Here is an 18,181-nt window from a genome sequence, read left to right as displayed (position 1 = left end):
ATGCGCGAGCTGGTTCTATACACCACCCTGGGTTGCAGCCTGTGCGAAAAGGCGAAGCTGGAGATCTGGCCACTGCTGGAGCAGTTCCAGCTGCGCCTGCGGGAAGTGGACATCGCCGAGGACCCGCAGTTGCTGGAGCGCTTCGGCACCCGGATTCCAGTGGTCGGGCTCGGCGATCCGGACGACATCTGCCCCTGGCCTTTCGATAGTGCGCAGCTTGAAAGCTGGTTGCAGCAACGGCTGTGAATTTCCTCTAGGAGCCATCCACCTCTGTTGCGGCCCCGCTTGAGGCGCAGTACTGCGGCGCGAATCTCGGCCGGGGACAGGCCGGAGAACCCGAGCAGCAGTCCCTGGCGCGGGGGTGGCTCGATATAGTGCGGCGCTATGGCGTAGAGCCCCACATCCAGCTGCCGCCCGCGCTCGATCAGCGCTTCGCACTGCGCCGCGGAGTAGCCGCGCAGCCATACCACCAGGTGCATGCCCGCCTGGGAATCCTCTATCTCGACCTTTCCCGCGAGGTGCTGGCGCAGTGCCTGGACAAGGCTGTTGCGCCTGGCTCTCAGGGCCCTCAGTGCCTTGTCCAGGTGCCTTTCGAAGCCACCGCTGCGGATGAAACCGGCCAGGACGCGCTGCTCTAAATCGTAAGGAGACGCTTATGAACGCCAAGTACAATAACAGATTGGCCGCCGGGATTTTGTTAACTGGATGCTGCTTCCTGGCATTGTCCGCACAGGCCGGCGACTGCAAGAAGATGCACGCGGAGTTGACGGAGGTGCAGGTCTTCGACAACTGTGACAGTCCCAACAATTTCTGTGCCGAGGGCGCCATCGATGGTAACCAGGGCCTGCGGGGCACCACATTTTTCACCCTGGATGGCGCGGTACTTGGCCCGGGCTCCTCTCCGGGTACGGTGGCTTACTCCGGCATTTTCGAAGTCACCACGGACAAGGGCACGCTGCTGCTGCGGGAGACGGGTATCACCAAGAAGCGTCCCGGCCATCCCGATGGTGGAATATTCAGCAGCATCGCCGAAGTGCAGTCGGGTACCGGTATATACCGCGGGATGAGCGGCGATCTCTATTTTAACGGGCGCAATGTCGATGGCCTGTTTCTGGTGAAAATGAGCGGGCACTTGTGCCGGTCGTGACGGTCTAGAGTTTGCTGCTCGCCTCCTGTTCACTCAGCAGCGACAGCTCGATACCACTGCGATAGGCGTAGATCACCGTATAGGCCAGCACATTCTGCACGTAGCGGCGGGTCTCGCTGTAGGGAATGGTCTCGATCCACACGTCGTAGGGCAGCTGGTTTTTCGTTTCCTTGAGCCAGCTGGCCACCCGCGTGGGTCCCGCGTTGTAGGCCGCGGCGGCGAGGAAGCGGTTGTTGTCGAAGCGGCTCAGCAGTGTGTTCAGGTAGAAGCTGCCGAGGGCGATATTGGTGCTGGGGCTCAGCAGGTCCCAGCTGCGGCGGTAGCGCACGCCGGCGCGGCGGGCGGTGGCGCGGGCGGTGGAGGGCAGCAGCTGCATCAGCCCCAGGGCGCCGGCGTGGGATTTGGCGTCGTGGCTGAAATGGCTCTCCTGGCGGGCCACGGCGTAGATCAGGTAGGGGTCCAGCGCGCTCTTCTCGCTGACGTTGCGGACGATATCGGCGTATGCCAGCGGGAAGCGCAGTTCCAGGTCGTCCAGGTAGTCCGCCGCCAGCACCGACTGGATGGATTTCTGGTACCAGCCCCAGGAGCTGGCCAGCTTGCCGGCGGTGAGCAGTTCTTCGTGGGACATCCCGCTGGTGGCGTAATCCCACTCCCGACGCGCGTGGTAGAACTCGCCGATGGCCTGAAGTTCCCGCGCCCGTTGCATGGCCGGGCGTGCCGCCATCTGCTTTACCTGCTGGGGGGTGATCGGTGCCGGGCGGTCGACGAAGCTGTAGTTCTGACCCAGCGCGTCGGCGGCGAGGAAGCCGTAGTAGCTGCGCTCCTCTGCGGCCTTGCTGTACAGCGGCACCGCCGCGTCGGCGCGGCCCTTGCCGTAGAGCTCCTCCAGCGAACGGGCCTTCCAGTAGAGCCAGCGCTCGTGCTGCTGTTCCTCCTCCGGCATGCGGTCTATCCAGAAGGCGAGCTGCTCCCAGTCCAGTTCCCGCAGCGACTGTCGCGCCAGCCACTCGATGGTGTTGGCGTCGGCGAACTTCTGCTCCTTCACCAGCTGCCGCAGCCCGTCCATATTGTCCTGGCGCGCGAACTGCTGGGCCAGGTAGCGCAGCATCTCCTCCCGCTCCACGTCGCCGAACAGGTAGCTGGCCTGGTAGCGCCGCCAGGCCCTCTCGGCGCTGGTGGCGTCCTCGCGGGCCAGGCGCTGCAGGCCGTGCAGCACAATGGTGCGGTACTCCAGTCCGTAATCCTGGGGTTTGGCGCTGACAAAGCGCGGGTAGTCCAGCAGCTGTCCGGGCTCCCGGTGTACCGAGCGCATCAGCCTGGCCATCTGCGCGTGATCGCTGTCCATCTTGCCGGCGATATATTCCGCCAGCTCCAGGTTGCCACTTTCAAGCGCGAGTTTGTGCCGCCGCCAGGCCAGTTCCCGGGTAAGCCCGCCGTCTTTCATCCAGCGCGCGAAAACCGGGTCACATTCCTCTGGCTGGGAGCGGCCCACGAGCCACAGTTCTTCCACCAACTGGTAGGCGGCCTGCTTGTCGCCGTGGCGGGACAGAGCGTCAGCGTAGTAGCAGCGCAGGGAGGTGCGGGTGATTTTTTCCGGTTGGTAGTACTTCAGGTAGGCGCGAAAGTGCTCGCGGCCGCCCAGCTCGCGCAGCACCCGCACGCGCATCCAGTCGCCGATGGCGGTGCCCTCGTTGTCGGCCAGGAAGCGGTCGATCTCGTCGTAGGGCAGGCGGGAGAGTTTCTTGCTGATGGCCCAGTAGTCGAGGTAGGGCAGCAGCGGGTAGCCTTTCAGTTCCCGCTCCAGTTTTTCCAGGCTGTCCCGGTCATTGCGGGCTATGGCCGCGCGCGCCGCCTGCAGCTTGTCCCGCTGCGCCACCGCCTCTTCCGCCTCGATCGCCGTGCCCGGCGCGGGAGCCGCGGCCAGCAGAAGAGAGAAGAGAAACGCTATTCCCTTTGCGTCAATCGACATCACAAATCACCCGATTGAAAATTCGCGCCCTAAGTTAACAGAGAGAAGTTATCAGAGCAGCGCAGCAAAAAATGCGTAGAATATCCTTTTTTACGCAAACCCGGTCCGGTTTCCCTGTCCGCGAAGAAGTGCGCGATGGTTCCGGGCAGTCTCAATTATTGTAGTTGTTAATTATGTTGCTTCAGTTGGATGGCGTCAGCCTACGCTACGGAACCCAGGTCCTCGCGGACAATGTCAGTGCCAGGATCGAGCGCGGCGACCGCATTTGCCTGGTGGGGCGCAACGGCGAGGGCAAGTCCAGCCTGCTGCGCCTGATTGCGGGCCGGATCGACCCCGATGGCGGTGAGGTGGTGCGCGCCAGTGGCCTGGTGCTGGCGAGCCTGGACCAGGAGCTGCCGTCGGATTGCACCGACAGCGTCTACCGTTTTGTGGCCGGCGGCCTCGGCGAAGTCGGCCTCTGGCTCGCCGACTATCGCGCTGAGCCCGGGGCCGATCTGCAGGCGCGCATAGAGGCCGCCCACGGTTGGGACCTGCTACCGCGTATCGACAGTGTGCTGGACCGGCTGGGCCTGAAAGGCGAGGACACTGTCGCCGACCTGTCCGGTGGCTGGCAGCGGCGCGCCGCCCTGGCGCGGGCACTGGTGACCGAGCCTGACCTGTTGATCCTGGATGAACCCACCAACCACCTGGATATCTCCGCGGTGGAGTGGCTGGAGAACTTCCTCGCCGGCTACCGCGGCGCGCTGCTGTTCGTCAGCCACGACCGCGCCCTGGCGCAGCGCCTGGCAGGGACAGTGTGGGACCTGGATCGCGGCCATCTGCGCGTCTTCCAGTGCAGTTTCGACCGTTATCAGGAGGAGAAGGAGAAGCTGCTGGAGGAGGAGGCCAGGAACGAGGCGCTGTTCGACAAGAAACTGGCCCAGGAAGAGGCCTGGATCCGCCAGGGCATCAAGGCCCGCCGCACCCGCAACGAGGGCCGGGTGCGCGCCCTGCAGGCACTGCGGCGCCAGCGCGAGGCGCGCCGCAACCGCCAGGGTACGGCGAAGATGGCACTGGACAGCGGCGAGATATCCGGCAAGCTGGTGGCCGAACTGACCGGTGTGTCCTTCGCCTATCCGGGGGAGGAACCGCTGATACGGGACCTCTCCTTCACCCTGATGCGCGGCGACAGGGTGGGCCTGATCGGCCCCAACGGCGTCGGCAAGAGCACCCTGATCCGCCTTTTGTTGGGCGAACTGCAACCGGACTCGGGCAATATCCGCCTGGGCACCAAGCAGCAGGTCGCCTATTTCGACCAGCGCCGCCACCAGCTGAATCCCGAGCTGACCGTGCTGGACAATATCGCCGAGGGGCGCGAGTCGATCACCATCGGCGGCAGGAGCCGCCACGTCATGTCCTACCTGGCGGACTTCCTGTTCAGCGGCGTCAAGGCGCGCACCAAAGTCGAGGCCCTGAGCGGCGGCGAGCGCAACCGCGCGCTGCTGGCCAAGCTGTTCAGCCAGCCGGCCAATATCCTGGTGCTGGACGAGCCCACCAACGACCTGGATGTGGAGACCCTGGAACTGCTGGAACAGCTGCTGCTGGATTTTTCCGGCACCGTGTTGCTGGTCAGCCACGACCGCGCCTTCCTCGACAATGTGGTGGACTCCTGCCTGGCATTCGAGGGCGGTGGCCGAGTGCGCGAATACGTCGGCGGCTACGCCGATTTCCTGCGCCAGGGCGGCAGTTTTGCCGCGGCGGAGGAGAGGGAAAAAACCACTGCGGAAAAGTCGAAACCCAAGCCGCAGGCAGAGCAGAAAACACCGCCCAAAAAGCAAAAACTCAGCTACAAACTGCAGCGGGAACTGGACAGCCTGCCGGTGCTGATCGAGCAGCTGGAAGGGGAGATAGGCGAACTGGAAGGGGAAGTGGCACAGCCGGATTTCTACCAGCGGGAGCAGGCGGTGGTGGAGGAGAGACTGAAGCTGCTGGCGGACAAGCAGGCGCAGCTGGAGGAGGCGTTTGAGCGCTGGGCGGAACTCGAAAGTGGCGAGTGATCAGTGGTCAGGGGATAGGGTGGATAAGCGTTAAGCGCATCCACCGATAGTGGCGGATGCGCTTGGGGCTCATTATCCGCCCTACAATTCTCACCGCTCACCACCGGCCACTATCACTCCGTGTGCACCCTCACCGCCAGCACATCACAGCTGGCGCCGTGCAACACGCCGTTGGCGGTGGAGCCGAGTAGCAGGGCCAGGCCGTGGCGGCCGTGGCTGCCGATGATGATCAGGTCCGCCTCCAGTTCGTCCGCCAGCCGGTGGATTTCCGTGGCCGGCTGCCCCAGGACCACGTGCTGGCGCTCCGCCGGCACATTCAGTTTCCCGGCCGCCTTGCGCAGCTGCTCCTTCGCCTGGTTCTGCAACTGTTCCTGCACCTCGGAGAGATCCATCGGAATATCGCCGCCGTAGGCAAAGGTCAGGGGCTCGATTACATGGGCCAGGCTGAGATCGGCGGCGAATGCCTTGCCGAATTCCCCGGCCCTTTCCAGCACCTGGGAAGACTCCTCCGAAAGATCCAAACCGACGAGAATGCGTTTGTAACTGGCCATAGGTCTCTCCGCTCCTTTTCCTTTTCGCGGGCGTTTTCTTGGTACCGCTCAGCTCCCAGAAGTCTACTGTAAAAAAAACTGGTTGACATAAATGGCGCGGGGCGCCGCACAATAGGCGCCCCAATCCACTGATACCGAAGGAGCGGTTATGTCCGGCTGGCTTCCCCTGATCATCATTCTGTTCGCCCTGGCCCTGGTGGTGGGGCCGGTGATGTGGCTGAAGCCCAGCGCGCGCGACCGGCGCCTGGCCGACCTGCGCGGCCGCGCGGCAAGGGCCGGCATCACGGTGCAGATGCAGGCGCTGCCCGCGGCGCTGGGGCAGGGTACGGCCGCGGTCTACTCCAGCCGCTGGCAGGACGCGCGCCGCCTGCAGGCCGGCTGGAGACTGGAACTGCAGCGCGTCGAGCACGAGATGCACTTCGCCGGCCGTTGGGACTGGCGCAACGGCCGCCCAGCACCCAGGCCCGCGTGGGAACCGCTGAGGAAAATGCTGGATCAGTTGCCGGAGGATGCCTCTGCGGTGATCGCATCCGAGGGTGGCCTCGGCATCCAGTGGGGGGAGTCCGGTGGCGACGCCGCCTACCGCGCCCTGGAAACGGCTCTGGCGGAGTTCCGCCCCACTATAGAAGAAGCAATAAGGCAGCCGAAGCCGGCAGAGAAGCGGGGGGGGTGAGGTGCTTTACCCCTGCGAAAAAGCCGCAACTGGCGGCAATCGGAGCCGATCCTGAGTCTATTTTCCCGGTGTGGCCGGCCGCACAAAACCCGGTCATCGTTTGAAGAATTTGTTTCACTCGCTTGACCCCACCCGGGGCGGAGCTTATATATTCGCGCAGCGCAATTCGCAGCCAGTGGGCTGCAGGAAGTGCGAAAGCAGTAAATTTTCTATTTGATATCAAGGGCTTATGGGTAAATCACTGGTCATCGTCGAATCACCGGCCAAAGCGAAAACCATCAATAAATACCTCGGCAAGGACTTCGTGGTTAAGTCCAGTGTCGGCCATATTCGCGATTTGCCCACCGGCGGCGGCAAGCAGTCGGTCGACCCCAAGGAGCGTGCGCGCCGGGCCGCGGAGACGCGAAAGCTGTCTCCGGAGGCCAAGGAGGCCTACAAGCGCAAGAAGAACCGCGAGCAGCTGATCAAGCGCATGGGCATAGACCCGGACCACAACTGGGCCGCCCACTACGAGATACTGCCCGGCAAGGAAAAAGTGGTCAGCGAGCTGCGCAAGCTTGCCGCCGACGCCGATCAGATCTACCTGGCGACGGACCTGGACCGCGAGGGAGAGGCGATCGCCTGGCACCTGCGTGAGGCGATTGGCGGCGACAACGAGCGCTATCGCCGAGTGGTCTTCAACGAAATCACCAAATCCGCGATCCAGGAGGCCTTCAAGGATCCGGGTCCGCTGAACATCAACCGCGTCAACGCCCAGCAGGCGCGGCGCTTCCTGGACCGCATCGTCGGCTACATGGTCTCGCCGCTATTGTGGGAAAAGGTGGCCCGCGGCCTCTCCGCCGGGCGGGTGCAGTCGGTGGCGGTGCGTTTGGTGGTTGAACGCGAGCGCGAGATCCGCGCCTTTATCCCGGAAGAGTACTGGACCCTGTTCGCGGATACCGCGACCGCCAAGGCCGACCCCCTGCGCCTGGAAGTCAAGAAGCAGGCCGGCGAGACTTTCCGCCCGGTCAACGAGGAGCAGGCCAGCGCCGCGGTCAAGGCCCTGGCCGGGAGCGACTTTGTCGTCAGCGCCCGGGACGACAAGCCCACCAGTTCCAAGCCCTCGGCGCCGTTTATCACTTCCACCCTGCAGCAGGCGGCCAGCAACCGCCTCGGTTTCAGCGTCAAGAAAACCATGATGCTGGCGCAGCGGCTGTACGAAGCGGGGCATATCACCTATATGCGTACCGACTCCACCAACCTGAGCAAAGAGGCGGTAGAATCGGCGCGGGAATTCATCGGCGAGCAGTACGGTGACAAGTACCTGCCGGAAACCCCCAACAGCTACACCAGCAAAGAGGGCGCCCAGGAGGCCCACGAGGCGATACGCCCGTCGGACGTACGCGTTCAACCGAATATGCTCTCCGGTGTCGAGAGGGATGCGGAGCGGCTCTACAACCTGATCTGGCAGCAGTTCGTGGCCTGCCAGATGACCCCGGCCCAGTTCACCTCCACCTCCGTCGTGGTCAGCGCCGGCGACTTCGAGTTGCGCGCCCGCGGCCGCGTGATCCGCTTCGACGGCTTCCTGAAGGTGGCGCCCCAGGTCAGCAAGAAGGACGAGGACCTGGTACTGCCGGACGTGAAGGTCGGCGAGAAGCTGGCATTGAAAAAACTGGACCCGAAACAGCACTTCACCAAGCCGCCGGCGCGCTACAGTGAGGCGGCGCTGGTCAAGGAGCTGGAGAAGCGCGGCATCGGCCGCCCGTCCACCTACGCCTCGATTATTTCCACCATCCAGGACCGCGGCTATGTGCGGCTGGAAAACCGGCGCTTCTACGCCGAGAAGATGGGGGACATAGTCACCGACCGCCTGAGTGAGAGCTTCAAGAACCTGATGGACTACGGCTTCACCGCCAACCTGGAGGAATCCCTGGACGCGGTGGCCGAGGGCGACAAGGGCTGGAAGGACCTGCTCGACGAATTCTACGAGGACTTCTCCGGCCGCCTGGAAAAGGCCCAGTCCGCCGAGGGCGGCATGCGCCGCAATACGCCCACCGATACCGACATCGAGTGCAGTGCGTGCGGCCGCCATATGCAGATCCGCACCGGTTCCACCGGCGTCTTCCTCGGCTGTTCCGGCTACGCGCTGCCGCCCAAGGAGCGCTGCACCAACACCATGAACCTGGTGTCCGGCGACGAGGCGGTGGACGCAGACCAGGACGAAGAGGCGGAATCCCGCCAGCTGCGCGAAAAGCGCCGCTGCCCCAAGTGCGGCACCGCCATGGACAGCTACCTGCTGGACGAACAGCGCAAGCTGCATATCTGCGGCAACAACCCCGACTGCCCCGGCTACGAGGTGGAGAAGGGCACCTTCAAGATCAAGGGCTACGACGGCCCCGTGATCGAGTGCGACAAGTGCGGCAGCGACATGCAGTTGAAGTCCGGCCGCTTCGGCAAGTATTTCGGCTGCACCAATGATGAGTGCAAGAACACCCGCAAACTGCTCAAGAACGGCCAGCCGGCACCGCCGAAAATGGACCCGGTGCCCATGCCGGAGCTGCCCTGCGAGAAGGTGGACGACCACTACATCCTGCGCGACGGCGCCTCGGGCCTGTTCCTGGCCGCGAGCCAGTTCCCGAAGAATCGCGAGACCCGCGCGCCCCTGGTCAAGGAGCTGCTGCCGCACAAGAGTGAGATAGATCCCAAATACAGCTTCCTCTTCTCCGCGCCCACGGAAGACGATCAGGGCCGCGACACGGTGGTGCGCTTCAGTCGCAAGACCCAGGAGCAGTATGTGCAGTCGGAAGAAGAGGGCAAGGCTACTGGCTGGCGCGCTTTTTATCGCGACGGCAAGTGGCAGATCGAGGCCGGCAGCAAGGCCAGCAGCGCCAAGCGCAAGCCGGCGGGCAAGAAGGCGGGCAAGAAGGCGGTGAAAAGCAAATGAGCAACCCCTACACCGGTTCCGTGGCCTCGGCCCTGCGCAAGGGCCAGCTGCTGCTGGAAACCGAGAGTGTGGCGCCGCTGGCGCGCGCGGCGGTACAGGAGGCGGTGGTGCTGCAGCTGTGGCGGGCCTACCGGGCCTTTCTCGCCGAGCTGGCCTTCCAGCTGCATCTGGACAGCGAACCGGAATCCGCCCAGGCGCTGGCCGAGCGCGCTCGCGCCTTCGGCAAGACCTGTGGTGCGGCGGTGGAACTGAGCGAGTTGGATGTCGATCCGGACAGCTGGCTGGCGCGGTTGCAGGCCGCCTGGGTGCAGTTGTGGAGCTTTTCCGCAGAGGAAAACGGCACCAGGCCGCAGTCCGCCAACCTGATTCCTCTGCAGAATTTGTCCGCGACCGGCCCCGTGGTGCTCAGCGACGAATTGTTGCGGGAATGGCACTCTGCGTTGAGTGAACTGGTGCGGCGCCAGCGCGCCCAGGCGGAGGAGTGGTAGCGCAGCTTCTCCCTCGCCACTTTTCCTGGCCGGCCCGCAATGAAACTCCCGCTGCGCCTGTGGTACACTGCGCAAAAGCTGATGTATAGGGAGAAGTGCATGTCCTCCGAAACCTTTGAAATTATCGAACTGGCCAATGGCGATGTGGCACTGCGCCGCGCCGGCCACAAGGAGGACCCGCTGGTGCGCATCCACTTCTCAGACGAGAGCCTGCAGTTCCTGCGCGAACACAAGATAGCCATCGCCCGCGCGATGCTGGAGGCGGGGATCGAGGCGGTCCAGAATCTCGATGACCTGGAGCCGGGTTACTTCGATGAGGAAGACGAACTGGCGCCGATCAACCACACGGTGCACTGACGGCTCAGTACGCGATCAGATTTCTCAATAATGTAGGAGCGGCCCATGACCGCGATCAGACTTCCCGGATAACCTGAGAAACTGATCGCGGCCATAGGCGGATGGCCGCCCCGCCGCTCCTACAAGGTAAATGCCAAATTTCGCGTTTTAGGGGCTCTGGCGAATCACTCCCACCGCCAGCCCCTCGATGGCGAAACTCTTGTCCCGCATATCCACCTGAATCACTTCGAAGTCTTCGTTTTCCGGCAGTAGCTGCACCGTAGCCTGGTTGCCCTTGCGGCGGAAGCGTTTGACGGTCACTTCGTCCTCGATGCGCGCAACGACTATCTGGCCATTGCGTACCTGGTCGGTCTTCTGCACCGCCAGCAGGTCGCCGTCGAGAATGCCAGCGTCTCGCATACTCATGCCGTGTACCCGCAGCAGGTAGTCCGCCGGCGGGTGGAAGAAGTTTGCCGGCAGATCGCAGTAATCCTCGATATTCTCCTCCGCCAGTATCGGGTTGCCCGCGGCCACGCGGCCGACGATGGGCAGACCCGTCTGGTGGTCCGGTATGCGGATGCCCCGGGAGGCGCCCGCAACCATCTCGATGGCGCCCTTGCGGGCCAGTGCCTTCAGGTGTTCCTCCGCCGCGTTGGGGGAGCGGAAGCCCAGCTCCTGGGCGATTTCCGCCCGGGTGGGCGGATAGCCTGTTTCATCCAGATACACCTTGATCAGTTCGAGTACCTGGGCCTGGCGCGCAGTGAGGTTTGTCATGAGATCACCTGGTCTGTTTCTGTATTTTTATACAGTTGCTGGGATTATATACAGATTTGGAGGTCGCGCAATCTTTGCCTTGCTGTCACGGAAAGCTGCTACATTGTGAGAGAAGGAATGAGGCAGTAAGTATGTCGTCGAAAGACGCGACAATGAGGGAAAAAAATAATGCTAGACGCAAAAATGCCCGAAGCCTGGCGCGTGTTGCGCATTCAGTCGGAGCTGGTGGATGGAATAGAGCGGCTGATCGCGCTCAGCGGCGCAGTCACCGTATTTGGCAGTGCGCGTTTTGCCGAAGACAGTCCGGAATACAAGCAGGGCGTCAGGCTGGGAGAACTGCTGGCGGCCGAGGGCATCCCGGTGATCACCGGCGGTGGTCCGGGAGTGATGGAGGCCTGCAATCGCGGCGCCTATCCGCAGCCGGGCACCTCCATCGGTCTCAATATCGAGTTGCCTTTCGAGCAGAAGGCCAATCCCTACCAGGATATCAGCCTGCACTTCCGCTACTTTTTTGTGCGCAAGTTTATGTTCGTGAAGCACGCTGTGGGCTTCGTCGGCCTGCCAGGGGGATACGGCACCCTGGATGAATTGTTCGAGGTGCTGACGCTGGTGCAGACGCAGAAGGTGCGGCGTTTTCCCATAGTGCTCGTGGGCGAGCGCTACTGGTCCGGACTGCACGGCTGGCTGGTGGATGCGGTTCTGGAGCGCAGCTGTATCGACTCCTCGGACCTGGACCTGTTCAAGATCGTGGACACCGTGGATGAAGCGGCGGAACTGATTATCGAATATATCAAAGAGCGGGAGTAATTCCCCCATCACCCGTAGGTTGGGCTTAGCTCCGTTCAGCCCAACCTGCGCCTAAAAGGAGGATTCGTCGGTTCCGCTAAAACTCTCACCCTCCAGGGTATCCAACGGATTGCCCCGCTCGGCCACATCGCCGCCTATCGCATTCGGATCCTGCTCCTGTACGGTCATGCCATAGGCGATATTGGCATCCTCGGGTGGTACGGCGTCGATGACCGGGAGGCCCTGCCACTGGTCGAGTTCAAACTCGTCCAGGGTGCCATCCAGGTACTGCACCTCGACCGTCTGGTGCAGCTCGTCGATGGCCACCACTTCGAACAGCTCGCCACTGTCGATATTCTCAAACCAGCTGCCGATATCCGGTTGCAAATGTGCCATGGCCCTCTGCCCCTATTGCTTTCCCTCAATCTAGTGTGTGGCTCTCCCGCCCGGTAACAGCGTCAGTTGGCGCGGAATGTGCTAATCTGGCCTGTACTAAACAGTTGTTTTAAATGTTGGTTTGAATTGCTATGAGCCAGACGGATACTGTCAGTCGGATACTGGATGCGGCGGAGGTGCTGTTCGCCGAGCGCGGGTTTACCGAGACCTCGCTGCGCACCATTACCAGTACCGCCGGGGTCAATCTAGCCGCTGTAAATTACCATTTCGGCTCGAAAAAAGAATTGATCCAGGCTGTTTTCGAGCGGTTTTTGACGCCTTTTACCGATGCCCTGGCCGGTGAGCTGGACCGGCGTATCGCCGCCGGTGGGACGCTGACCGTGGAGGACCTGCTGGAGAGCCTCTACCGGGTGGGAATGGGCAGTCTCGCCGAGCAGGGCAGGGACCCGCAGCGCTTCATGCGGCTGCTGGGTCTGGCCTACACCCAGTACCAGGGCCACCTGCGCCGATTTATCGTATCCCGTTACGGCGACAACTATCGCCGCTTCGCCGGCCTGCTGGCCCAGGCCCTGCCGGGCCTGGATCCGGTGACCTTCTACTGGCGCCTCTACTTCATGCTGGGGGCCACCATATTTACCCTATCGAGCTTTGACGCCATCGAGGCTATCCTGAGGGAGGATTTCGGCGCGCAGAGCAACCTGCCGGAAACCCTGGAGCGGCTGGTGCCCGCGGCGGCGGCGATGCTTAAAGTGAATGCGGAATAAGGAGTCCCCATGCTCGGCCCGGTAATGATCGATATCGAGGGTCTGGAATTGACCGCGGAGGATCGCGAACTGTTGCGGCATCCGCTGGTGGGTGGGCTCATCTTTTTCGCCCGCAACTACCGCGACCGGACCCAGCTGCAGGAGCTGGTGGCGGCCATCCGCGAGGTGCGCCCGGACATTCTGCTGGCGGTGGACCAGGAGGGCGGCCGGGTGCAGCGCTTTCGCGATGAGTTTACCCGCCTGCCGTCCATGCAGGCACTCTGCGCCCGGGCGAACAGCGAGCAGCTGGAGGATGTCGGTTGGCTGCTGGCGGCGGAGCTGCTGGCAGTGGGCCTGGACTTCAGCTTCGCGCCGGTACTGGACGCGGACGACCATCACTGCCGCATCGTCGGTGACCGCAGTTTCTGCGCGGATCCGGCTCGACTGTCGGCGCGGGTGCGACCGTTCATGCGCGGCATGCACGAGGCCGGCATGGCCACCACCGGCAAGCATTTCCCCGGCCACGGCCACGTGCTCGAGGACAGCCACGAGGAGCTGCCCGAGGACGAGCGCACCCTGGAGCAGGTGATGGCCTCGGATGCGCTGCCCTTTATCGAGTGCATTGGGGCGGGGGAGTTGGACGCGATCATGCCGGCCCATATCCGCTTCGTGCAGGTGGATAGCCAGCCGGTGGGCTTCTCCCGCTACTGGCTGCAGCAGGTGCTGCGCGGCCAGTTGGGCTTTGACGGTGTCATCTTCAGCGATGACCTGTCCATGGAGGGGGCCGGTGCCGCCGGGGGCTACGGGGCCAGGATACATGCGGCCATGGATGCCGGTTGCGATATGGGTGTGGTGTGCAACAATCGCGCCGGCGCGCTGGAGGCTCTCAAAGCGCTGGAGAACTTCTCGCCCCGGCGCGAATCCAGTGACAGGCTGCAGCGCATGCGCGGCAGGCCCGCGATAAAATCCTGGGTGGAACTGGAATCCAGCGAGCGCTGGCGGAGAACCCGCGACTGGCTGGCTTCGTGGATGTAGCCGTCTGGGCTTCAGTACTGTAGGAGCGGCGGGGCGGCCGTCCGCCCCGCCGCTCCTACAAGGCTTTGTAAGGTTTAGAAATAATTCAGCGTGTAGTAGGAGCAGTAGTTCGTGGAATCCGTAAAGGGAATGTTGTTGTCCTGGTTGGGCGACAACCGCTTCTGGATAGTGGCCATCTTCCTGATCGTCCTGGCAACGGCCCTGGCCGCCTGGCTCTTCAGCCGCTTCGTGCAGCGCCTGGCGCTGCGCGCCGAGAGAACGGTGAATCCCTGGGACGACGCCCTGGTCGGTGCGCTGATGCCGCCCGGGCCGGCACTGATCTGGCTGCTGGGCCTGAGCCTGGCCGCCGGCCGAGCGGGTGTGGCGACGGGGGCGGAGATCTTCTCCCTCGCCGAACCGGCGCGGGAGATAGGTCTGATCCTGGTGCTTACCTGGTTCGCCTGGCGCTTCTCGCGCAATGTGGAGCACAACCTGCGCGACCCCCGCTATATGGGCAAGCCGATGGATGCGACTACGGTGCGCGCGGTGGGCAAGCTGGTGCGGGCGTCAATACTGATCACCGCGGCCATGGTGATCATGCAGTTCCTCGGCTACAGCATCAGCGGCATTTTGGCATTTGGCGGCATCGGCGGTCTGGCGGTGGGCTTTGCGGCCAAGGACCTGCTGGCCAACTTCTTCGGTGGCCTGATGATCTACCTGGACAGGCCCTTCGCGGTGGGCGACTGGGTGCGTTCGCCGGACAAGGAGATAGAGGGCACGGTGGAGGATATCGGCTGGCGCCTGACTCGTATTCGCACCTTCGATAAGCGGCCGCTGTATATCCCCAACGGTATTTTTACCCAGATAGCGGTGGAGAACCCGTCGCGTATGTTAAACCGGCGTATATACGAGACTATTGGAATACGCTATGAAGACGCGCCCCTGTTGCCGGCAATAGTCGCCGACGTTAAGGCGATGTTACAGCAGCATCCTGAAATCGATTCCAATCAGACCCTGATTGTTAACTTCAACAGCTTTGCCCCGTCTTCGTTGGATTTCTTTATATATACCTTTACCAAAACTATTGATTGGGTGCGATATCACGAAATAAAGCAGGATATTCTGTTAACGATATTGAAGATTATCGAAGGGCACGGTGCTTCCTGCGCTTTCCCGACCTCCACGCTGCATATCGCCGAAATTCCTTCGCTAACAACGCGAGAAGCCGCGTTAGACAGTTGATGGATAGGAGTACACAAAAGCACAATTGGACAGTTATTGGGGGATTTGATTTCCACTTTTGATGATTTATTGCGCACCAGTTAAAAACCTTGGTATTTATTTCACATTGAGACCTAGACACTGGCGTCGTTTTATCTAAGAATCAGGGGACGTGCACCGGGAATGACCTGGTGGACAGTGCAGGACTGTAATCGCCACGTGAGCTGATTACGGATGTCGGGGTGGCGTTTGTCCCTCTTGCCCGGAGAGGTTAAAGAGGTGAACGCAATAACAATAATGAGGTTGTCTCAATGAGTGATCGCGTTACAGGTACCGTGAAGTGGTTTAATAACGCCCGTGGTTATGGCTTCATCACCTGTGGAGAAGGAACTGAAGACATTTTCGTTCACTACCGCAGTATTCGCGGCGAGGGTTACAAAACCCTGAATGAAGGTCAGGCGGTAGAGTTTGAAATGCAGCAGGGTGACAAAGGATTGCTGGCGGAAGATGTTGTTCCCTGTGAGTGATTCCCGCCGAATTACTCGTTGAAAATAACTTTTCTGTATATCGGGTCCGAACTGGCGAGCTGCGCCGGGATCCGAATCAGCGATTCCTGAAAGGCGGGCCATTGGCCCGCCTTTTCATTGCGGCACATCCCTGTGCCTCACCCGCTCTGTGGGCAGCTTCTGGCTGCGCAAATTCGTTCATGACAAATTTGTCGGGCCATCCCTGGCCCTCATCCTTGCGGGGCAGCCTTCGGCTGTGCAAAACGGCAATCCATGCCGTTTTGTCATTTATCAACCCCCGCCGACAACCCGCAGCAGCTGGCCACAGAACCAGGCCGCATAGGTCCCCAGCGCATAGCCCATGACCGCCAGCAGGACGCCCACCGGCGCCAGTGATGGATGAAAGGCCGCCGCCACTACCGGCGCCGAGGCTGCGCCGCCCACGTTGGCCTGGCTGCCCACCGCCATAAAGAAGGTCGGAGCCTTGATCAGTTTCGCTACCAGCAGTAACAGGCCGGCGTGCACAGCCATCCAGATGATGCCGAGGACAAACAGCTCGGGACTGTCTTTCAGTGCGGTGATATTCATATGGGTGCCGATGGTGGCGACAAGGAAATAAATGAACACTGACCCAATCTTGGAGGCCCCTGCGCCTTCCAGCTTCCTTGCCGGCGAGAAGGTCATCGCCACCCCCAGGGTGGTGGCGATGACGATCAGCCAGAAAAACTGGCTGGTAAAGCTGAAGCGTGCCAGTTGAGGGGCGTGTTCCTGGAACCAGGGCGCGATCTGGTCGGCGGCGGCGTGGGCGACGCCCGTGATGCCGAAACCGACAGCGGCGATCAGCATCAGGTCCGGCAGGCTGGGGATGCGCGAATGCTTTTTCTGCATGGCCTCAACTTTTTCCCGCAGTGTCGTGATGGCAGTGGTGTCGGCGCCCCGGCGAAGGTCCATCTGCTTTGCATTGCCGGCCATTATCAGCAGTACAGCCATCCAGATGTTGGCCACAATTACGTCTACGGCCACCATGGCCGAGAAGATATTGCCACCGACTTCAAAGATTTCCTTCATCGCAGTCTGGTTGGCGCCGCCGCCGATCCAGCTGCCGGCCACCGTGGTCATGCCGCGCCACACGGCTTCCGGGCCGCTGACGCCGAGCAGGCCTGGATCAATGATGGACATGATCAGCAGCGCAATGGGGCCGCCGATGACTATGCCCAGAGTACCGGTGAGGAACATGACCAGGGCCTTGGGGCCCAGATTGACGATGCCCTTGAGGTCGATGCTCAGGGTCAGAAGTACCAGGCTCGCCGGCAGCAGGTAACGGGAAGCCACATAGTAAAGATTGGAACCCTCGGCATCGATAATGCCAAAAGTCGTAAGGAGCGACGGGAGAAAATAACAGAGTAGCAGGGCGGGAACGAAGCGGTAAAAGCGTTTCCAGAAGCGGTGCTCGCTGCCGGCGGTGTAAAAGACAAAACCGAGGATGGCGGCAAGCATGCCGAGAATAATAGCGTCGTTGGTAATCATTGTTTGTTTTTGATGATATGTGGTTAGTGGCTAGTGGTCAGTGGTCAGTGGTCAGTGAGGGAGTGGCCGGCGCTCAGGGGATCGCCGGCCACCGGCCACTCATCACTCATCACTCATCACTGCTCTTGACGGTGCGCACTTCGATCAGGATGCCGAAGGCGGGGTGGTCGATATAGTGCAGCTCGCCGCTGCGCATGCGGCGCTCCGCCTGCAGCGGGGCCACGTGTTGGGCGTATACGGGGTGGGGAGTACTTGCGGAGATGGCTGTCGGCTGGGAACCCCCGCCGGTGCGCATCAGGTCCAGCGGCTCTTCGGCAGTCGCCTCGGGGCGCTGCGGCAGCAGTATGCCGGTGTCGGCCTGGCTGCCACCGAAGTCGCTCAGCCACAGGTCGGTGCTCAGGTGCAGGTAGCGGGATACGCTCAAGGTCACGCTACCGTCGAGCCGGCTGTGATCGCCCATGCGCTCGCCGCCGGAGATCAGGATGGCCGGCGAATTGCGCTTCTGCCGGAGTACCTGGCGCCAGGCCTTGTGGAACAGTACGCGGTCTCCGCCGCGGCTCAGCGCCGCGGCCTTGTTGTCCAGCCGGGTGGCTGCCGGGGACAGGAGCAGGGCACCGTCCTCGGTGGTGTCGAAGTCCACCCAGCGGCTGGGGTACTGCAGTCGCGGTGTCGCCGGCCAGGTTTCCCGGGACTGTTCCATGCCCCGACTGCGCTCGAAGACGATCATCTCGATTTCGAAAGTGGTGCCGGCGTAGTTGGCCGCATTGGCGCCTGCCGCGGTTATCGCCAGTAGCAGGGCGGTGCAGAGCTGAATGGTTCTTGTCATGAAAATACCGCTGTAGTCGTTATTTCGTATGTGCCCGTAGGGTGCGCCGTGCGCACCATTGAGGGCGGATGGTGCGCACGGCGCACCCTACGCGAGTCCCGAAATAGCCCGTAGGTTGGGGTTCGCAAAGCTCACCCCAACCTACACGCTGTTGCCGAGTCCCGAGTCCCGAGTCCCGAGTCCCGAGTCCCGAGTCCCGAGTCCCGAGTCCCGAGTCCCGAGTCCCGAGTCCCGAGTCCCGAGTCCCGAGTCCCGAGTCCCGAGT

General features: G+C 62.3%; 19 protein-coding genes. 13 read left to right on the top strand and 6 right to left on the bottom strand.

The genetic code is table 11. The features are described from left to right. The 3 genes from AC6R19_RS13555 to AC6R19_RS13545 all read left to right on the top strand — a co-directional run bounded on the left by AC6R19_RS13555 (window position 1) and on the right by AC6R19_RS13545 (window position 1,147). Window positions 1-246: a glutaredoxin family protein gene (locus tag AC6R19_RS13555; protein WP_500580374.1), complete on the top strand. Its 246-nt coding sequence runs from the start codon at window positions 1-3 to the stop codon at window positions 244-246. Between the two features lie 128 nt (window positions 247-374). Beyond that, entirely contained in the window at window positions 375-638 is a 264-nt protein-coding gene (locus tag AC6R19_RS13550; protein ID WP_500580373.1) for a hypothetical protein, read from the top strand. 17 nt (window positions 639-655) lie between these two features. Beyond that, the gene (locus tag AC6R19_RS13545; protein WP_500580372.1) at window positions 656-1,147 is read left to right on the top strand and encodes a hypothetical protein; all 492 of its coding nucleotides are present in this window, start codon (window positions 656-658) and stop codon (window positions 1,145-1,147) included. A 4-nt stretch (window positions 1,148-1,151) separates the two neighbouring features. Here AC6R19_RS13545 and AC6R19_RS13540 read toward each other — a convergent pair whose 3' ends face one another. After that, the gene (locus tag AC6R19_RS13540) at window positions 1,152-3,116 is read right to left on the bottom strand and encodes a transglycosylase SLT domain-containing protein (protein ID WP_500580371.1); all 1,965 of its coding nucleotides are present in this window, start codon (window positions 3,114-3,116) and stop codon (window positions 1,152-1,154) included. Between the two features lie 173 nt (window positions 3,117-3,289). On the opposite strand from AC6R19_RS13540, the gene AC6R19_RS13535 reads away from it, so the two are divergent. After that, window positions 3,290-5,152 carry an ATP-binding cassette domain-containing protein gene (locus AC6R19_RS13535; RefSeq protein WP_500580370.1) on the top strand — a complete coding sequence of 621 codons (1,863 nt, stop codon included), beginning with the start codon at window positions 3,290-3,292 and terminating at the stop codon, window positions 5,150-5,152. Between the two features lie 113 nt (window positions 5,153-5,265). Here AC6R19_RS13535 and AC6R19_RS13530 read toward each other — a convergent pair whose 3' ends face one another. Next, window positions 5,266-5,703, bottom strand: a complete 438-nt coding sequence (locus tag AC6R19_RS13530; protein WP_500580369.1) for a universal stress protein — start codon at window positions 5,701-5,703, stop codon at window positions 5,266-5,268. 148 nt (window positions 5,704-5,851) lie between these two features. Here AC6R19_RS13530 and AC6R19_RS13525 point away from each other — a divergent pair, with 148 nt between their 5' ends. The 4 genes from AC6R19_RS13525 to AC6R19_RS13510 all read left to right on the top strand — a co-directional run bounded on the left by AC6R19_RS13525 (window position 5,852) and on the right by AC6R19_RS13510 (window position 10,144). After that, on the top strand, window positions 5,852-6,376 hold the full coding sequence (locus AC6R19_RS13525; protein ID WP_500580368.1) for a hypothetical protein: 525 nt from the start codon (window positions 5,852-5,854) through the stop codon (window positions 6,374-6,376). 229 nt (window positions 6,377-6,605) lie between these two features. After that, a complete protein-coding gene (gene topA, locus AC6R19_RS13520; RefSeq protein ID WP_500580367.1) occupies window positions 6,606-9,299 on the top strand; it encodes a type I DNA topoisomerase in 2,694 nt (897 codons plus the stop codon). Continuing rightward, window positions 9,296-9,787 carry a DUF6586 family protein gene (locus tag AC6R19_RS13515; RefSeq protein WP_500580366.1) on the top strand — a complete coding sequence of 164 codons (492 nt, stop codon included), beginning with the start codon at window positions 9,296-9,298 and terminating at the stop codon, window positions 9,785-9,787. Before topA ends, AC6R19_RS13515 begins: the two co-directional genes overlap by 4 nt. Before the next feature lie 99 nt (window positions 9,788-9,886). Continuing rightward, window positions 9,887-10,144 (top strand): hypothetical protein, encoded by a 258-nt coding sequence (locus AC6R19_RS13510; protein WP_500580365.1) that lies wholly within the window; start codon window positions 9,887-9,889, stop codon window positions 10,142-10,144. Between the two features lie 147 nt (window positions 10,145-10,291). On the opposite strand, the gene lexA is transcribed toward AC6R19_RS13510, so the two are convergent. Next, window positions 10,292-10,897: a transcriptional repressor LexA gene (lexA, locus tag AC6R19_RS13505; RefSeq protein ID WP_500580364.1), complete on the bottom strand. Its 606-nt coding sequence runs from the start codon at window positions 10,895-10,897 to the stop codon at window positions 10,292-10,294. 168 nt (window positions 10,898-11,065) lie between these two features. On the opposite strand from lexA, the gene AC6R19_RS13500 reads away from it, so the two are divergent. After that, a complete protein-coding gene (locus AC6R19_RS13500) occupies window positions 11,066-11,704 on the top strand; it encodes an LOG family protein (RefSeq protein WP_500580363.1) in 639 nt (212 codons plus the stop codon). Between the two features lie 51 nt (window positions 11,705-11,755). On the opposite strand, the gene AC6R19_RS13495 is transcribed toward AC6R19_RS13500, so the two are convergent. Continuing rightward, the gene (locus tag AC6R19_RS13495; RefSeq protein WP_500580362.1) at window positions 11,756-12,079 is read right to left on the bottom strand and encodes a DUF6763 family protein; all 324 of its coding nucleotides are present in this window, start codon (window positions 12,077-12,079) and stop codon (window positions 11,756-11,758) included. 131 nt (window positions 12,080-12,210) lie between these two features. On the opposite strand from AC6R19_RS13495, the gene AC6R19_RS13490 reads away from it, so the two are divergent. The 4 genes from AC6R19_RS13490 to AC6R19_RS13475 all read left to right on the top strand — a co-directional run bounded on the left by AC6R19_RS13490 (window position 12,211) and on the right by AC6R19_RS13475 (window position 15,584). Continuing rightward, window positions 12,211-12,843: a TetR/AcrR family transcriptional regulator gene (locus AC6R19_RS13490; RefSeq protein WP_500580361.1), complete on the top strand. Its 633-nt coding sequence runs from the start codon at window positions 12,211-12,213 to the stop codon at window positions 12,841-12,843. Between the two features lie 9 nt (window positions 12,844-12,852). Further along, window positions 12,853-13,857: a beta-N-acetylhexosaminidase gene (gene nagZ / locus AC6R19_RS13485; protein ID WP_500580360.1), complete on the top strand. Its 1,005-nt coding sequence runs from the start codon at window positions 12,853-12,855 to the stop codon at window positions 13,855-13,857. A gap of 111 nt (window positions 13,858-13,968) precedes the next feature. After that, a complete protein-coding gene (locus AC6R19_RS13480; RefSeq protein WP_500580359.1) occupies window positions 13,969-15,078 on the top strand; it encodes a mechanosensitive ion channel family protein in 1,110 nt (369 codons plus the stop codon). Between the two features lie 290 nt (window positions 15,079-15,368). Further along, window positions 15,369-15,584: a cold-shock protein gene (locus tag AC6R19_RS13475; RefSeq protein ID WP_020413094.1), complete on the top strand. Its 216-nt coding sequence runs from the start codon at window positions 15,369-15,371 to the stop codon at window positions 15,582-15,584. Between the two features lie 270 nt (window positions 15,585-15,854). Here the strand turns inward: AC6R19_RS13475 and AC6R19_RS13470 are convergent, their stop codons facing one another. Further along, a complete protein-coding gene (locus AC6R19_RS13470) occupies window positions 15,855-17,090 on the bottom strand; it encodes a DUF819 family protein (RefSeq protein WP_500580358.1) in 1,236 nt (411 codons plus the stop codon). Between the two features lie 109 nt (window positions 17,091-17,199). Next, entirely contained in the window at window positions 17,200-17,916 is a 717-nt protein-coding gene (locus AC6R19_RS13465) for a CsiV family protein (RefSeq protein ID WP_500580357.1), read from the bottom strand. Between the last annotated feature and the right edge of the window lie 265 nt (window positions 17,917-18,181).

It is taken from the genome of Microbulbifer sp. SE14 (genome assembly GCF_059834885.1).
Note: the sequence above shows the minus strand (reverse complement) of the source record. Positions and strands in the feature narration are given on the sequence as shown.

What these genes read in the sequence shown, in the direction of transcription:
- AC6R19_RS13555 (WP_500580374.1), top strand. Translation starts at nt 1, where the DNA reads ATGCGCGAGCTGGTTCTATACACCACCCTGGGTTGCAGCCTGTGCGAA.
- AC6R19_RS13545 (WP_500580372.1), top strand. Translation starts at nt 656, where the DNA reads ATGAACGCCAAGTACAATAACAGATTGGCCGCCGGGATTTTGTTAACT.
- AC6R19_RS13540 (WP_500580371.1), bottom strand. Translation starts at nt 3,116, where the DNA reads ATGTCGATTGACGCAAAGGGAATAGCGTTTCTCTTCTCTCTTCTGCTG.
- AC6R19_RS13535 (WP_500580370.1), top strand. Translation starts at nt 3,290, where the DNA reads ATGTTGCTTCAGTTGGATGGCGTCAGCCTACGCTACGGAACCCAGGTC.
- AC6R19_RS13530 (WP_500580369.1), bottom strand. Translation starts at nt 5,703, where the DNA reads ATGGCCAGTTACAAACGCATTCTCGTCGGTTTGGATCTTTCGGAGGAG.
- AC6R19_RS13525 (WP_500580368.1), top strand. Translation starts at nt 5,852, where the DNA reads ATGTCCGGCTGGCTTCCCCTGATCATCATTCTGTTCGCCCTGGCCCTG.
- topA (WP_500580367.1), top strand. Translation starts at nt 6,606, where the DNA reads ATGGGTAAATCACTGGTCATCGTCGAATCACCGGCCAAAGCGAAAACC.
- AC6R19_RS13515 (WP_500580366.1), top strand. Translation starts at nt 9,296, where the DNA reads ATGAGCAACCCCTACACCGGTTCCGTGGCCTCGGCCCTGCGCAAGGGC.
- AC6R19_RS13510 (WP_500580365.1), top strand. Translation starts at nt 9,887, where the DNA reads ATGTCCTCCGAAACCTTTGAAATTATCGAACTGGCCAATGGCGATGTG.
- lexA (WP_500580364.1), bottom strand. Translation starts at nt 10,897, where the DNA reads ATGACAAACCTCACTGCGCGCCAGGCCCAGGTACTCGAACTGATCAAG.
- AC6R19_RS13500 (WP_500580363.1), top strand. Translation starts at nt 11,066, where the DNA reads ATGCTAGACGCAAAAATGCCCGAAGCCTGGCGCGTGTTGCGCATTCAG.
- AC6R19_RS13495 (WP_500580362.1), bottom strand. Translation starts at nt 12,079, where the DNA reads ATGGCACATTTGCAACCGGATATCGGCAGCTGGTTTGAGAATATCGAC.
- AC6R19_RS13490 (WP_500580361.1), top strand. Translation starts at nt 12,211, where the DNA reads ATGAGCCAGACGGATACTGTCAGTCGGATACTGGATGCGGCGGAGGTG.
- nagZ (WP_500580360.1), top strand. Translation starts at nt 12,853, where the DNA reads ATGCTCGGCCCGGTAATGATCGATATCGAGGGTCTGGAATTGACCGCG.
- AC6R19_RS13475 (WP_020413094.1), top strand. Translation starts at nt 15,369, where the DNA reads ATGAGTGATCGCGTTACAGGTACCGTGAAGTGGTTTAATAACGCCCGT.
- AC6R19_RS13470 (WP_500580358.1), bottom strand. Translation starts at nt 17,090, where the DNA reads ATGATTACCAACGACGCTATTATTCTCGGCATGCTTGCCGCCATCCTC.
- AC6R19_RS13465 (WP_500580357.1), bottom strand. Translation starts at nt 17,916, where the DNA reads ATGACAAGAACCATTCAGCTCTGCACCGCCCTGCTACTGGCGATAACC.